We start from the raw sequence: 14,704 nt of genomic DNA, 5'->3' as shown, positions 1-14,704 counted from the left end.
CGTCGGGGTCACGGCCGCCGGCCCCAGTCCTCCGGGTCGAGCACGGCGGCCATCCGGTCCAGCACCCGGTCCGGCATACCGGGCCGCAGCGGCAGGCAGACCGCGTGCCGTACCAGGTGGGCGGCGGTCCGTGCGCCCTGCGGGCGGTCCGGCGGGGCCGGTACCGCGCCGAGCGACGCCGGCCGCGCCGCGTCGAATCCCGCCGACCGCAGGCGGGCCGCCGTCGCGTCCGGGTCCGGGGTGGGCACGGCGCACAGCCAGAAAGTGTGGACGGGAGCCGCCGCGCCGTACACCAGCGCCGGGTCCGGCAGCCGTGCCGCCAGCCGCCGTGCCACCGCCGCACGGGCCGCCACCGCCCGTGCGGTGCCCGCGCCGCCCAACCGCCGGTCCAGCAGGGCCAGCAGAGCCGGCCCGGGACGCTGCCGGATCGCGGGCAGAAGATCCGCGCCGGCGAAGGCGCCCACCGAGCCCTGGAGGCTTCTCGCGTGGTCCCGCCCGAGCAGCCCGGCGGCGGCCACCAGGCCGGTGTAGAGCGGCCGTGAGGTCAGCAGCGCCAGCAGGGCGTACTTGGCGACCCGCCCGGCCTGCGCGTTCCGCCCCTGCACGGGCCACGCGCGGTGCAGTGCGCGCATCGAGGCCAGCAGGCCGGGGTCGCGTACGACCGCGACCGCGCCGCCCAGCGCCGTCGCGGTCTTCAGCGGGCCGAAGCTGAACAGCGAGACGTCCGCCGCGGCGCAGCCCCGGAAATCCGGGCCGCTGTACGCCTGGGCACAGTCCTCGACCAGCAGCCAGCCGTGCCGCGCGGCCAGTTCCGCCAGGGCCCCCAACGGCGCCTGGGTGCCGAAGAGGTGTGCGACGACGACGGCCTTCGTCCGCGGGGTGGCGGCCGCTTCCCACTGGTCGGCGGCGGGCAGCAGGGTGCCGGGGTCGAGGTCCACCGGGACCGGCACCAGGCCGTGTTCCGTCACGATCCGCCACATGTCGGGGATGGTGACGGCGGACATCAGCACCTCGCTGCCACGCGGCAGTGCCGCGGCGCTCAGTGTCAGGTCCAGCGCACTGCGCACGGACAGCGCCGCCATGCAGTGCCGTACGCCCCCGTCCGCGGCCGTACCGAGCGCGCTGCCGGCCCCGAACCGCCGTTCCACGGCGGCGGCCGCCCCCTCGGCGTCCCCGTCGCGCGCGCAGGCCGCCAACCCGTACGCGAGATCCGGCCAGCCGATGTCGAACGTCTTCGGTGGATACACCTCACACACCTCCCACCGGGTCAGACGCACAGCACCGCCGGGGACCTGACCCGAAAGGGTCCCCCGTGGGACCGCATCCGCCCGGCGGCCGACGGGTAGGGACCGCGCTGTGAAGACTCACGACACCGACCCCGCTACCGACGCCAAGCTGCGGGCCAACCAGGAGAACTGGGACGCCCGTACCCCCGTGCACGCGGCCAGCGACTTTTACGGCCTGGACGGCTCGCGGACCGCCGAAGACTGGTTCGCGCCCTTCGAGTGGGACGACCTCGGGCCCTTGAAGTACCGCGACGTACTGCACCTCCAGTGCCACCTGGGCACCGAGACGCAGGCGTTCGCCGACCGGGGCGCGGCGCACACGGTCGGCCTGGACTTCTCCGGCGCGGCGCTGGACGTGGCGCGCCGCCTGGCGGCCGGCCGCGGCCGGTGCGTCGAGTTCGTCCAGGCCGACGTCCACCGGGCCGCCGACGCGCTGGCCGGCCGCCGCTTCGACGTGGTCTACACGGGCAAGGGCGCGCTCTGCTACCTGCCGGACCTGACCCGGTGGGCGCGGGTGGTCGCCGGTCTGCTGCGGCCGGGCGGCACGCTGTACGTGGTCGAGTTCCACCCGGTGCTCAACGCCCTGGGGGCCGCCCCCGGCGCCGGCTCCGCTCCGGAAGACGGGCAGCTGCTGCTCACCCGCGACTACCTGGAGGGCCGGGGCGCGCTCCGCAGCGACACCCCGTACACGTACACCGACGGGCCGCCCGTGGCGGGCGCGACGACCAGTTACGAGTGGCGGCACGGCCTCGGGGAGACCGTGAGCGCGGTGACCGGCGCCGGGCTCGCCGTCGATCTGCTGCGGGAGACGGACCTGCTGCCCTGGAAGCGCTTCGCGGCGATGGAGCAGGCCGACAACGGCTGGTGGCGGCTGCCCGCGGACCACCCCCGCATCCCGCTGCTGTTCGCCCTGCGCGCGACCAAGGTCTGAGGCGGGTGCGGCGCGTGCCACGGATCAAGCCAGCCCTCGTCCCGTTCAAGCCGGAATGCCAGGCGCCGCTTTGCACCGACAAACATCCCATGATCCGGTGGATTCGCCGGGCGCCGGCAGACGCCCGGGGTACACCGCCGTCAGAGAGGTGACACAGCATGCGCGACGTGGATGCCGTACTCGGCACGCCCTGGCACGAACTGCCGACCGCCGACGACGTGGTGGCAGCGGCCATGGCCTGGCACTTCGACCCCGCCACCGGCTCCAGGTTCTGGGTGGAGCGGGCCGCGTCGCTGCCCTTCGACCCGCGCCGGGACATCACCACCCTCGCCGACCTGGCCAGGTTCCCCGACGTCAGCACGGAGTGGCGGGACGTACCGGTCGAGGACCTGCTCCCGGCGGGACTGCGCGGCATCGGCCGGCTGCCCTCGGTCTGGGAGAGCGGCGGCACGACCGGAGCCCCCAAGCGCGTCGTCGACCTGGGCCAGTGGGAACGCAACACCCGGTGGTGGTCCGACGTCCTCGACCGGCACGGCTTCCCCTCGCACGACGGCAACCTGCTCTTCCTCGGCCCCAGCGGCCCGCACGTCGTCGCCGACGCGCTGCGCGGCCTCGCCCGCCTGCGCGGCGCGGTGTTCTTCCCCGTGGACCTCGACCCGCGCTGGGTACGCAGGTCCCTCCGGGACGGCCACGACGACGTCGTCAAGCGCTACGTCGACCACATCCTCGACCAGGCCGAATGGGTGCTCGCCTCGCAGCACGTCACCATGCTCTACGCCACCCCGCCGCTCCTGGAGGCCATCGCCGAACGCCCCCGGCTCGCGGACCTCGTGCGCGCCAAGGTCCGCGGCATCATGTGGGGCAGCACCTCCATCGACCCCGAGACGCTCCGGCTGCTCGCCGCCGAGGTCTTCCCCGACGCGGCCGTCAGCGGCCTGTACGGCAACACGATGATGGGCGCGGCACCGCAGCGGCCCGCCGTCCCCGGCGACACCGAACCCTGCGTCTTCCAGAGCTTCCACCCGTACGTCCACCTGTCCCTGCTCGATCCGGACGACCTGTCCCGCGAGGTGGCGTACGGCGAGCGGGGCCGGGTGTGCATGCGCCAGCTGAGCCCGGAGGTCCTGCTGCCGCACGTCCTCGAACGGGACACCGCGGTCCGGGTCGCGCCGGTGCCGGGCTTCGCGGGGGACGGCGTCGCCGACGTGCAGCCGTTCACCGAAGGCGGCGCGGAGATCATCGAGGGGGTGTACTGAGGTGACAGGACACCCGAAAACGGCCGCGGGCCCCGATGGCGGCATCGCCGTCGAGCGGCCCTCGGGCCCGTACCGCTCCGCCAACCGCACCACCCTCACGGACGTCACGGGGCGCCCGGCCGGCGAACTCTCCCTCGCGCCCCCGCTGCTGATCCGCCAGGTGATCAACGAGATGCGCGCCGCCCCGGAACAGCCCGCCGAGGACCGGCTCGCGGCCCTGGCCGGGGCGGGCGAGCTGTTCGCCACGGCGACGCTGGACGGGGAGACCCCCGACGCCTACTGCCACCGCCAGGCCCTGGTCTCCGGGCTGCCGGTCTCCGTCGCCCGCCGCACCCTCGCCAAGGTGGCGCGGGCCGGCCGGGCCGCGGCGGACACCCTGGCCGCGCAGCGCCCCGCCGGCGCCGTGTCCCTCGACGCGCTGCGGGACACGGGCCGCCCGGACACCGGCGCCGCCCCGGTGTGGGTGCGCAAGGGCGACGTGCTCGGCGTACTGGCGCCCGGCAACCACCCCGCCACCCACCTGGAGTGGCTGGGCGCCCTCGCCCTCGGCTACCGCGTCGCCGTGCGCCCCTCCCGGCGCGACCCCTTCACCCCGCGGCGGCTGCTCCGCGCCCTGCGCCGGGCGGGGCTCGCACCGGGGTACACGGCGCTGCTGCCGACCACCCACGAGCACGCGGACGCCGTCGTCGAGCACGCCGACCGCGGCCTGGTCTACGGCGGTGACGCCGTCGTGGACCGCTACGCCGACAGCCGGCGGGTGCTCGCCCAGGGCCCCGGCCGCTCGAAGATCCTGCTTACCGGGGACGTGTCCTGGCGGGACCACCTGGACACCATCGCCGACTCGGTCGCGGGCGACGCCGGGGTGCAGTGCCTCAACGCCAGCGCCGTACTGTGCGAGCAGGACCCGCAGGGCCTGGCGGCCGCCCTCGCCGAGCGGCTCGACGGGCTGCCGTCGCTGCCCGCGGGCCACCCCGAAGCGGCCCTGCCCGTACGGCCGCTGGACGAGGCCCGGCAGCTCGCGCGGCAGGTGCGCGAGGCCGTCGGCGCGCACCTCGCGACCGGCCCCGGCGCGGCCGGCGAGCTGATCACCGACCTCGGGGACGGGAGCGCCGTCCTGCGGCCCGTGATCACCGTCCTGGACGGCCCGCGGCACCCGCACTTCGGCACCGAACTGCCCTTCCCGTACGCGGCCGTGGTGCCGTGGCGGCCCGGCCCGCGCCCGGACGGGCTCGGCCGGACCCTGGCCCTCACGGTGCTCGGCGGCGACGCCGGCCTGGTACGGCAGTGCCTCGCGAACCCGCTGATCCGCAACACCCACTGGGGTGACGTGCCCACGTACTGGTCCCGGCCCGGCCTGCCGCACGACGGGTCGCCGGCCGAGTTCCTGATGGAGACCAAGACCTTCGCCACGGGACCAACGGGCACGGAAACGCACTGACTTGGCCATGCCGCGCCGGCTGACCGGTGGATAAGGTTCCGGGCATGGTCCTTTCCGGGTTCTCTCGGTTGCCGCTCCGCGCCGTACTGTTCGCCGACGGGGTGCTCGCGCGCCTCGAAGGCAAGACGGCCCAAGGAGTGCTGAGACACAGCGTCGTCCTCGACCCCGTGGCGGTCATCGACCGCCTGCACCCGCCCGGCACCACGGAATCCGTGGTGCCGGGAACCGCCGTCCCGGTCGTCCCCTCGCTGGAAAGAGCGCTGCGGTTCCGGCCCGAAGCGCTGGTCGTGGCGATGACCGAGTCGGACCATGTCGCCTACGCGGACGGCCGCCCGCGGCACGCGCCGCGGCAGCCGGGGGACCTCCCGGCGTTCTGGTGGGAGCAGATCGCCGCCGCCGTACGCAACGGTCTGCACGTCATCTCCTGCCTCCACCTCCAGCTGCGGCACACCGAACTCGCCGAGCGGGTGGCGGGCGGCCAGCAGCTGATCGACGTGCGGCGCCCGCACGGCATACTGCCCAAGTACTCCGGGCGGCTGCGGCGGACCCGTGCCAAACTCGTGCACGTGGCGGGCAGCGACTGCGTCGTGGGGAAGCGGACCGTCGCCCTCCAGCTGCACCGCGAGGCGGTGGCGCGCGGCATCGACGCCGGCTACGTCGGCACCGGCCAGACCTGCCTGCTCGCCGGCTGCACCGAAGGCGCGATCGTCGACCGCGCCCCCGTCTTCCAGGCCGCCGGCCTCGTCGAGCACCTGGTCCTGCGCGCGGACCCCCGGCACGACCTACTGATCATCAAGGGCCAGGCGTCCGTGCTGCACCCGGCCTTCGGCGGCCTGGCCACCGCCATCCTCCAGGGCTCGCGGCCCGACGCCGTCGTCTTCGTGCACGACCCGCGCCGCCGCTTCCGCTACCACTGGGAGCACCTGCCGCTGGGCGACGTGCGCAGCGAGATCCACGTCGTGGAGGAGCTCGGCGGGGCCCCGGTGGCCGCCGTCGCCAGCCGCGGACGGGAGAACGTACGCAGCCTGCGGCACCTGGGACTGCCGGTCGTCGACGTCCTGGACGGCGACGGCACGGCCGAACTCCTGGACGCGCTGCGGCCCATGGTGATCGTATGACCTTGCCCGGCCCCGGACCCGGTGGCCCGGCCCGCGACTGTGAGGAAAAGGTGCACGGTGAGTGTTGAGGTGGCCCTGGCCGTACGGGCGCACTTTGCGGAACGCCCCGCGTGGGACGCCCGGAGCGGCACGCTGCTCTGGGTGGACATGGGCGAGGGGGACATCCACGGCTACCGTCCCTCCGACGGCAGCGACACGGTCACCGCGGCCGGCGGGCCGGTGGCGGCGGCCCTGCCCAGGGCGGGCGGCGGGCTCGTGCTGAGCCTGCGCGACGGCGTCGCGGTGACCGGGCCGGACGGCTCCCGGCGGTGGCTCGCCCAATGGCCGGACCAGGACGTACGCGGCAACGACGCGGGCATCGACGCCCGGGGCCGCCTGTGGGTGGGCACCATGGCCGGCGAGTCCTCGCCGGGCTGGCTGGCCCGTATCCCGGCCGACGGCCCCCCGCACCTCGCGGCGACCGGGGTCCGGCTGAGCAACGGCATCGCCTGGAGCCCGGACGCGACCCGCATGTACTACGTGGACACCCCCACCCGCCGCATCGACGTCTTCGACTACGACATCGGCACCGGCCAGGCGGCCAACCGCCGCCCCCTGGCCGAGATCACGGACACCGAGGGCGTACCGGACGGCATGTGCACCGACACCGCGGGCGGCATCTGGGTGGCCCTGTTCCGCGGGGGAGCGGTCCGCCGCTACACCCCGGACGGCCGGCTGGACCGCGAGATCGCCCTGCCCGCCTCACTGACCACGGCCTGCGGCTTCGGCGGCACCGACCTGACGGACCTTTACGTCACCTCGGCCCGCCGCGACCTGGGCGACATCGAGCCCGAGGCCGGCAACCTCTTCGTGATCCCCGGCGTCGCCCAGGGACTGGAGGGCGTGGCGTTCGACGGCTAGTTCCTGAGGACAGCCTCGCCGCTGTCCTGTCCGGCCCGCGTCGCCGCGGGCCGGAAGCGGGCGAACGCCCGGGACACCTCGACCAGCCATGCCACATCGGCGGAGAAGTCGGTACCGCCCGCGGGCACGGGCGCCGGCCTGCCGTCCGTACCGGCGGGCCCGGCAGCGCCGGAGTCCGGCGGCCGCGGCCCCGCCGCGAGCGCCGCCGCGATGTGCGCGGCCTCCGCCTCCGCGAGCCGCTCCCCGGCGGCTCCCCGCTCCGGGTCCGGCACCGCGCCGGGACCGCCGTGGTGACCGCGCAGCGCCAGGCAGCCGTCCCGGATCTCGATCACCCGGCGGTGCAGGTGGAACCGCAGGTCGTACAGGGCCGCCAGGTCGCTGCCGGTGCTGGACGGCAGGGAGATCTCCGGATGGGCCCGGTGCAGGGCCAGCCACAGCGGGCGCAGCCGCCGGTAACTGCGGTAGTCGGCCAGCCAGCGGCGGGCGGCGGAGACCCGCGGCCCCCACAGCGGGGCGGTCCAGCCGACGATGTTCAGCACCATGCCCACGGTCAGCGTGGTCCGGGACACGTCCGACCAGCGCAGCGGGTTCCAGCCGTACTGCGTCAGGAAGACGTCGGCGTACCGCCCGGCAGGGTAGACCAGTTCGACGACCGCGCCGGCCGCCGCGATGCGCAGGCCGCGGCGTACCCAGGCGTGGTCGGTGAGCTTCGCGAAATGCCAACAGGCGCGGGCCACCAAAACCTTGCCGACCACGAACGCGGTGAGGTAAGCGGCCTGGTAGGCGACGAAGAACGGCTGGTCTCCGGGGTGCTTGAAGACGTTGCGCGGCGCGCCCTGGAGGGTCGCCAGGAAGAACAGCACCGCCATCGTGACGGGCACCACCGCGAGGATCAGCAGCCGCCGCCTGGCCCGTACGAGCGCCTCGGCCCTCGGGTATATCCAGTGGATCAGCAGGATCTGCTGGCAGGCGAGCACGGCGATGATCCACAGCTGGACCGACACGTTGTACCAGGTGATGGTCCCGAACAGGGTGCCCGTCCAGCGGGCCGGGGTGGACATCGACAGGTACATGCCCTGGCAGCCGAAGGAGGCGCACAGCGCGATCAGACCGGCGTTGCGGCGGTGCCCGCGCAGCAGCGGCACGAGGGTGTAGGCGAACGCGATCCAGCAGGCGAGCGCGGCGATCGGGTAACGGATGTGGGTGATGCCGGTCATGAACCGTCCTCGCGGCGCCAGTCGAGCGATCCGTGTACGCGGCCCAGCGCGCTGTCGGGGTCCGGCGCGACCGCGCCCCCGCGCGGCCCCGCCCGCAGTGCCTCACCGAGGAGAAAGGCCATGACCTCCGCTTCCTGTTCCTGGGCGTCCGAGTAGTTCTCGCGGTAGAGCAAGTCCTGTACGAGGGTGGGGTCGAGGTCGGGGAAGAGCAGGGCGTTGGCGTCGGCTCCGTGGACGCCGACGCCGTGGTGGCCGCAGATCATGTGGGCCAGTTCGTGGGCGATGATGTGTTCCTGGTGGTGGCGGCTGGTCTGCGATTCGTAGACGACGTAGTCCGTGCCGGGGAAGGACAGCCACAGGCCGCAGGGCCCCGAGGAGTCCATCGGCATGGCCACCAACTCGATCTCCCTGCCCCGGTTCCGGGCCACGTGGTCGCAGAGCAGCGGCAGGTCGTAGCCGGCGGGGAGCCCGAACGCGGCCAGCTTGGCCCGGCACTGCCGGCGCAGCGCTTTGATGCCGGACCCTCTGCCGTGGCGGTCACGCCAGGGAAAAGGCATCCGGGGCACTACTCCTCGCTGTCGGACGGGCGGGCGGGCTGCCGGCCGCGCGTCGCGGCGGTGGTGGAGTGCAGCATGCTGACCTCGCGGATGATGCGGGCCAGCGACTTGCGGCCGGAGTCGTCCATGCTCATGGCGCGCAGCGCGATGTCCCGGACCTCCGCGTTGCCCATCGCGGAGGCGAGGGCCAGCTGCGAGTCGACGCGGTCCGCGGTGTCGTCGTCGAAGAAGTAGGCCACCGGCACCCGGAAGAAGGCCGCGAGCGCTTCGAGGTGGCGCTTGGTGGGGTTGGTGCGCTGACCGGTCCGCAGTTGCCAGACGTACGTCTTGGAGAAGGTGCCGCCGCTCAGTTCGCTGCATCCGCGCGCGACTTCCTCGTACGTGTACTCCCTGCCGTTCGCGCGGATCGTGGTGAACAGCTTGTCGACCTTCCCGGCCAGTGACGACATCAGGACTCCTTCAATGTGCGCCGGGTGGGCTGCCGAAGTGCCGACTCATCTTAGTTGACAGGGCTGTGGCGTGCACTTAACGTCGGAGCGCGTTAGCGGAGATGGACAGAATGCGCCTCACGTCTACTCACGCGAACGACGGGGGTGTTCGCGTGAGGAAGAGCTCGTCGCGACGGCGACCGGTTGCCACGGTCGCCGCGGCGCCGGCGCGATGAGCCGCACGTCCGGTGAACCACCCCTCGTACAGGTCGGTTTGCGCGCCTGCCCCCCCGATTCCGGCCGGTCTTAATTCCCGGCCAGGCGGGCACGCCACCAGTCCACCGTCGCCTCGACCTGTTCGTCGAGGGGCGTGGCCGCCGCGGCGAACGCCTCGCGGTAAGCGGTGGAATCCACGACGAACGGCCGGTCGAACTGGTAGCGGATCTCCCGCAGTTCCCGCAGCAAGGGCGAGACCACCGACAGCGCGCGCATTACGGCCGGCGGCAGCCGGCGCACCGGAACCGGCTCCACCCGTGCCTGCGCCGCCAGCTTGCCGGTCATCTCCCGCACGGACAGCGCGGGCGCCGTGGGAACGTGCCAGGCCCGCCCCCACGCCTCCTCCAGTACGGCGGCCTGGGCCATGGTCCTGGCCACGTCGGGCAGGTAGGTCCAGCTGTGCGGAGCGTCCGGATCGCCGAGGACGGAGACCGGCTTGCCGTCCAGCAACCGCGGCACGACCCGGGACGCCAGATGCCCGCCGTCGGTCACGCCCGGTCCGAAGAAGTCCGACGCGCGGACCTCGACGGCCTTGATGCGGCCCGCCTCGTGCAGGGCGCGCGCCCGCTCCCAAAGCTCCGCCCGCACCCGCCCCTTGGGGCCGGTCGCCGCGAGCGGCAGGTCCTCGGTCAGCTCGCCGCCGACCGGGCCGTAGCCGTAGAGGTTGCCCAGCATGACGAGCACCGCGCCGGTCGCCTCGGCCGCCTGGTTCACGGACGCGGCCAGCGCGGGCCAGTCACGCGTCCAGCGGTGGTACGGCGGCGAGGCGCACTGGTGGATCGCCGCCGCACCCCGCGCGGCCTCCGTCAGCCGCCCGGCCGCTGCCGCGTCCAGTGGGACGTGCTCGATCCCCGGCTCCGCGCGCCCGCCGGACCTGGTGACCACCCGCACGGAATGCCCCTGTCCAGCCAGGAACCGGGCCGTGGCCGCCCCGGCGGGACCGAAACCTATGACTACGTGAAGATCCATGCGCGCAGGTTAGCGAGCGCGGGCGCCGCCGCCCAGAAAAGCAAAAATCCCCAGGTGAACTGGGGTTTTAGCTGGTGTCCGAGGGGGGACTTGAACCCCCACGCCCGATAAAGGGCACTAGCACCTCAAGCTAGCGCGTCTGCCATTCCGCCACCCGGACCAGGTGTCTGCCGGTCCGGCCCCGCGGCCGTTCCGACATGGAAAACAATAGCAAACGTTCAGGGGTGGTCGATCACGGCCGTCCGGCGCCGGGGGCGCGCCTGTGACCAGCGGATGTCGGCAGCATTGCGGCCTTGGGCGCAGCGCCGCCGGGGTGGAGGATGGCGGTGGACCCCCGCCGCGGACCGGACTCCTGAGTCACGGCGCGGCCGTGAACCATGAGGAGGCAGTGTGAGCGAGTCGCAGCCGGCCCGTACGGTCACCGGCGAGGACGAGGTCGTCGACCTGTGCCGGGACCTGATCAGGATCGATACGAGCAATTACGGCGACCACTCCGGCCCGGGTGAGCGTGCCGCCGCCGAGTACGTGGCGGAGAAGCTCGCCGAGGTCGGGCTGGAGCCGCGGATCATCGAGTCGCACAAGGGCCGGGCCTCGACGGTGGCCCGCATCGAGGGCGCCGACCCGTCGCGGCCCGCGCTGCTGATCCACGGGCACACGGACGTGGTGCCGGCCAACGCGGACGACTGGACCCACCACCCCTTCTCCGGCGAGATCGCGGACGGGTGCGTGTGGGGCCGTGGCGCGGTCGACATGAAGGACATGGACGCGATGACGCTCGCGGTCGTCCGCGACCGGCTGCGTTCCGGGCGCAAGCCGCCGCGCGACATCGTGCTGGCCTTCCTCGCGGACGAGGAGGCGGGCGGCGTGTACGGCGCCCGGCACCTCGTGGACAAGCACCCCGGCCTCTTCGAGGGCGTCACGGAGGCCATCGGCGAGGTCGGCGGGTTCTCCTTCACCGTCAACGAGAACCTGCGGCTCTACCTCGTCGAGACGGCCCAGAAGGGCATGCACTGGATGCGGCTCACCGTGGACGGCACCGCGGGCCACGGGTCGATGACCAACAGCGACAACGCGATCACGGAGCTGTGCGAGGCGGTCGGGCGGCTGGGCCGGCACAAGTTCCCGGTGCGGGTGACCAAGACCGTACGGTCCTTCCTCGACGAGCTCTCCGACGCCCTGGGCACCGAACTCGACCCCGAGAACATGGAGGAGACCCTCGCCAAGCTGGGCGGCATCGCGAAGATCATCGGCGCCACGCTGCAGAACACCGCGGCACCGACCCAACTGGGCGCCGGTTACAAGGTCAACGTCATCCCGGGCCAGGCGACCGCGGCCGTCGACGGGCGGTTCCTGCCCGGTCACGAGGAGGAATTCCTCGCCGATCTGGACCGGATTCTCGGGCCGCGGGTCAAGCGCGAGGACATTCATGCCGACAAGGCCCTGGAGACCAGTTTCGACGGCGCCCTGGTGGACGCCATGCAATCGGCCCTCAGGGCCGAGGACCCGATCGCGCGGGCCGTTCCGTACATGCTCTCCGGCGGTACGGACGCCAAGTCCTTCGACGACCTCGGAATCCGGTGCTTCGGCTTCGCGCCGCTCAAGCTGCCGCCGGAGCTGGACTTCGCCGGGATGTTCCACGGCGTGGACGAGCGGGTGCCGGTCGACGGACTCAAGTTCGGTACGCGCGTACTCGACCGGTTCATCGAGCAGAGCTGACGTGAAGTCCCGTACCGGCGTACGGGACTTCCGCCGCCGGGCATCGCACGCGAGCCCGGACATTCGGCCAGACGTGCGCGTTTAGCCGGAACGAGTGAATGCCGTCATAGGCTCGTAGCTTCATCACCTTCTCCTCGTTGCAGAGGGTGCGGTCCGCGGCTGGGACCGCATTGCCAACAAGGAGGAATAATGATCAAGAAGGTCGTCGCTGCCGCGGCTGCCACCGGTGGTCTGGTGCTCGCCGGCGCGGGCCTGGCCGTTGCCGACTCCGGGACCCAGGGTGCCGCCCTGAACTCCCCGGGTGTCATTTCGGGCAACGCCGTCCAGGTGCCGATCCACGTGCCGATCAACCTGTGCGGCAACACGATTGACATCATCGGGCTGCTGAACCCCGCCTTTGGCAACACCTGCGTCAACGACTGACGCTGTGCCTGAACCCGTAAGGCTGTAATCCCGGTCGGCTCCGGAGTGCGCACCATGCACTCCGGAGCCGACGGTTGTTTCGGCGCGCGGAAGAGGAGAGTTCCGTGGGCCCTTCAGAAGGTCGAAGGCAGGGGAGAGCGAACCTATGCGAGAGGTCGCGAAAAAGGGCCTGATCACCATGGCGGCGGCGAGCGGCGTGCTGGCCGTCGCGGGAGGTTACGCGCACGCGGATTCCGGTGCGCAGGGGAAGACGGCGAACGCCCCGGGGGTGTTGGCCGGCAATTCGGCCCAAATTCCCGTGCACGTCCCGGTACAGGCCTGCGGGAATTCCGCGAATGTCGCCGGGCTGCTGAATCCGGCCATGGGAAACCGCTGTGACAACGGCGGCGGTTCCCGTGGCGACGGCAGCCGGAGTCACGGCTCCGGCGGCGCCGGTGCGCAGGGGACGGCGCAGAACTCGCCCGGCGTCGCGTCGGGCAACCAGGTGCAGGCGCCGGTCCACGCGCCCGTCAACGCCTGCGGCAACTCGGTGTCGGTCGTCGGGCTCGGCAACCCGGTCACCACGAACGGCTGCGGCGGCAGCGGCGGCGGCAGCAGCACGGGCGACGGTACGGGCACGGGCACCGGCCACGACCCGGAGCCGCCGTCGGGCCGGAACGACCCGAAGCCGTCCGGCGGCCAGGAAGACCCGCGGTCCCCGGCCGGGCCCGGTGCTCCGGCGCAGGACCGGGCGGGCGGACCGGCCGCACCGGGTGCGCCGGGCGGCCCGGCGGCCGGGCACCGGCCGGACACGGAGACCGCGGGCGCGGTCCAGGAGCGGGGGGCGCAGGCGCGGACGCGGGAGGAGTCGGAGCCGCGGACGCAGATCGTCACCCCGCCGGAGGGCGGCGGCCTCGAACACCTCGCGCAGACCGGCGCGGCCGCGCTCGGCATCGCGCTGCCGGCCAGCGCGGGCCTGCTGATCGGCGGCGCGGTGCTCTACCGCCGCGCGCGTTCCGCGCGCGCCTGACCACCTCGCCGAACCGGTACGGCCGGCGGGCTCCGCTTCGGCGGGGCCCGCTCGGTCCTGTGCGGGTCCGCTCCGCCGTCTCCACGGCCGGGAGCGCGAGTGATTCAGGCATGAGTTCGGGGGGTGGCCACGGTGCGGTCACGCGGCGTGGCGGGTGCAGCGGCGGGCGCGAAGCTCACCAGGTCGCCCTGATCTGGCGGATGATCCGGCGGCGCAGCCGTACGCGGCGGCTGCCGTCGGGATTGAGGCGCAGGCGGTCCAACTCCCAGTGTCCGTACTCGGCATGGTCGGTCAGCAGGCGTGTGGCGGCCTTGCGGGAGACCCCTCGCGGCACGTACACATCGCAGAATTCGTATTCCGGCATCGCATCTATTGTGCGGGACCGGCCCCGGTACGGATAGCGTCTGCACTATGTCTGATGCTGCGCAGCCTTCCGCTGCCGAGGTACGTGCCGCCGCCGAGGCGGTCAAAGCCGCGCTGGACCGTCACCTCGACGCGGTCGAACACCGCTCGGGCCAGGACGACCCCGCCGTCTATGCCGCGTTCGACGAACTCGCCGCGGCGGCTGAGGCGTACGACGAGCTGCTGTACGACACCTATGACGAGGTCACTCCCTTCGAGATCCCCGGCAACGACGCGCTGCCCGCCTACGCGGGCCCGGAGGAACCCAGCGCGCTGAGCGTGCTGATCCGGCGCGACTACGCGGTGGCCGAACCCCAGCGGCTGCTGTCGCAGGCGCAGCGGATCGCCGACCTCGACCCGGAGTCGGCCGCCGACGCCGCCGCGGAGGTCCGGGCGGTCAACGGTGGCACCGGATCGGTGGCCGGGGTGGTCGGCAGCAGCGTGCACGCGGCGCTGGGCGTGCTGTTCGGGGAGTTCGAACCGGACGAGATCGCCAGCCGGCACAAGGAGTTCGGCCTGGAGGAGGGCGACTCGACGCTGTGGGTGGTCGCGGCGGACGAGACGCCCGAGCCGGGGGAGTGGCTGTCCGCGCCGTTCGACCAGACCGATCCGCAGCGGGTGGTGTGCCGCTTCGACGTCAGCTCCGTCTTCGACGAGGAACCGGGCGCCGACGCCGATGACGACGACGTGCTGGAGACGCTCGACGGGGAGCGGTGAGGCGGCCGTAGCGGAAGCGTGACGGTGCCGGGGCGGCGCGTGGACGCGCGCCGCCCCGGCG

General features: G+C 73.2%; 15 protein-coding genes and 1 tRNA gene. 9 read left to right on the top strand and 7 right to left on the bottom strand.

Annotated features, from left to right (window positions below):
- Positions 1-8 precede the first annotated feature (8 nt).
- Positions 9-1,247, bottom strand: a complete 1,239-nt coding sequence (locus tag ACH4K4_RS16130) for a DegT/DnrJ/EryC1/StrS family aminotransferase (protein ID WP_398167794.1) — start codon at positions 1,245-1,247, stop codon at positions 9-11.
- Between the two features lie 109 nt (positions 1,248-1,356).
- On the opposite strand from ACH4K4_RS16130, the gene ACH4K4_RS16125 reads away from it, so the two are divergent.
- The 5 genes from ACH4K4_RS16125 to ACH4K4_RS16105 all read left to right on the top strand — a co-directional run bounded on the left by ACH4K4_RS16125 (position 1,357) and on the right by ACH4K4_RS16105 (position 6,929).
- On the top strand, positions 1,357-2,217 hold the full coding sequence (locus ACH4K4_RS16125; protein WP_398167792.1) for a class I SAM-dependent methyltransferase: 861 nt from the start codon (positions 1,357-1,359) through the stop codon (positions 2,215-2,217).
- A 158-nt stretch (positions 2,218-2,375) separates the two neighbouring features.
- Positions 2,376-3,473, top strand: coding sequence for a phenazine biosynthesis protein (locus ACH4K4_RS16120; RefSeq protein ID WP_398167790.1), 1,098 nt, complete (start codon positions 2,376-2,378; stop codon positions 3,471-3,473).
- A 1-nt stretch (position 3,474) separates the two neighbouring features.
- The gene (locus ACH4K4_RS16115) at positions 3,475-4,911 is read left to right on the top strand and encodes an aldehyde dehydrogenase family protein (RefSeq protein ID WP_398167789.1); all 1,437 of its coding nucleotides are present in this window, start codon (positions 3,475-3,477) and stop codon (positions 4,909-4,911) included.
- A gap of 44 nt (positions 4,912-4,955) precedes the next feature.
- Complete coding sequence (locus ACH4K4_RS16110) at positions 4,956-6,029, top strand: DUF1611 domain-containing protein (RefSeq protein WP_398167788.1); 1,074 nt, start codon at positions 4,956-4,958, stop codon at positions 6,027-6,029.
- 57 nt (positions 6,030-6,086) lie between these two features.
- Positions 6,087-6,929, top strand: a complete 843-nt coding sequence (locus ACH4K4_RS16105; protein ID WP_398167786.1) for an SMP-30/gluconolactonase/LRE family protein — start codon at positions 6,087-6,089, stop codon at positions 6,927-6,929.
- Here the strand turns inward: ACH4K4_RS16105 and ACH4K4_RS16100 are convergent.
- The 5 genes from ACH4K4_RS16100 to ACH4K4_RS16080 all read right to left on the bottom strand — a co-directional run bounded on the left by ACH4K4_RS16100 (position 6,926) and on the right by ACH4K4_RS16080 (position 10,536).
- Positions 6,926-8,146 carry an MAB_1171c family putative transporter gene (locus ACH4K4_RS16100; RefSeq protein ID WP_398167785.1) on the bottom strand — a complete coding sequence of 407 codons (1,221 nt, stop codon included), beginning with the start codon at positions 8,144-8,146 and terminating at the stop codon, positions 6,926-6,928. The genes ACH4K4_RS16105 and ACH4K4_RS16100 overlap by 4 nt on opposite strands.
- Positions 8,143-8,703, bottom strand: a complete 561-nt coding sequence (locus ACH4K4_RS16095; protein WP_398167784.1) for a toxin — start codon at positions 8,701-8,703, stop codon at positions 8,143-8,145. The genes ACH4K4_RS16100 and ACH4K4_RS16095 overlap by 4 nt, the downstream gene beginning before the upstream one ends.
- Before the next feature lie 8 nt (positions 8,704-8,711).
- Complete coding sequence (locus ACH4K4_RS16090) at positions 8,712-9,152, bottom strand: XRE family transcriptional regulator (RefSeq protein ID WP_398167782.1); 441 nt, start codon at positions 9,150-9,152, stop codon at positions 8,712-8,714.
- A 285-nt stretch (positions 9,153-9,437) separates the two neighbouring features.
- The gene (locus ACH4K4_RS16085) at positions 9,438-10,376 is read right to left on the bottom strand and encodes an NAD-dependent epimerase/dehydratase family protein (protein WP_398167781.1); all 939 of its coding nucleotides are present in this window, start codon (positions 10,374-10,376) and stop codon (positions 9,438-9,440) included.
- Positions 10,377-10,448: 72 nt separating this feature from the next.
- Positions 10,449-10,536: transfer RNA gene (locus tag ACH4K4_RS16080), tRNA-Leu, on the bottom strand.
- Between the two features lie 230 nt (positions 10,537-10,766).
- Between ACH4K4_RS16080 and ACH4K4_RS16075 the strand changes: the two genes are divergently transcribed.
- The 3 genes from ACH4K4_RS16075 to ACH4K4_RS16065 all read left to right on the top strand — a co-directional run bounded on the left by ACH4K4_RS16075 (position 10,767) and on the right by ACH4K4_RS16065 (position 13,524).
- On the top strand, positions 10,767-12,092 hold the full coding sequence (locus tag ACH4K4_RS16075; protein ID WP_398024608.1) for a M20/M25/M40 family metallo-hydrolase: 1,326 nt from the start codon (positions 10,767-10,769) through the stop codon (positions 12,090-12,092).
- 189 nt (positions 12,093-12,281) lie between these two features.
- Entirely contained in the window at positions 12,282-12,515 is a 234-nt protein-coding gene (locus ACH4K4_RS16070; protein WP_031010739.1) for a chaplin, read from the top strand.
- Between the two features lie 145 nt (positions 12,516-12,660).
- Positions 12,661-13,524: a chaplin gene (locus ACH4K4_RS16065; protein WP_398167780.1), complete on the top strand. Its 864-nt coding sequence runs from the start codon at positions 12,661-12,663 to the stop codon at positions 13,522-13,524.
- A 175-nt stretch (positions 13,525-13,699) separates the two neighbouring features.
- Here ACH4K4_RS16065 and ACH4K4_RS16060 read toward each other — a convergent pair whose 3' ends face one another.
- Complete coding sequence (locus ACH4K4_RS16060; RefSeq protein ID WP_003986762.1) at positions 13,700-13,888, bottom strand: DUF5703 family protein; 189 nt, start codon at positions 13,886-13,888, stop codon at positions 13,700-13,702.
- Positions 13,889-13,935: 47 nt separating this feature from the next.
- Between ACH4K4_RS16060 and ACH4K4_RS16055 the strand changes: the two genes are divergently transcribed.
- Positions 13,936-14,643 (top strand): hypothetical protein, encoded by a 708-nt coding sequence (locus ACH4K4_RS16055; protein WP_398167779.1) that lies wholly within the window; start codon positions 13,936-13,938, stop codon positions 14,641-14,643.
- Positions 14,644-14,704 lie beyond the last annotated feature (61 nt).

The organism is Streptomyces sp. NPDC017529, assembly GCF_044329785.1.
Classification (GTDB): domain Bacteria; phylum Actinomycetota; class Actinomycetes; order Streptomycetales; family Streptomycetaceae; genus Streptomyces.
Note: the sequence above shows the minus strand (reverse complement) of the source record. Positions and strands in the feature narration are given on the sequence as shown.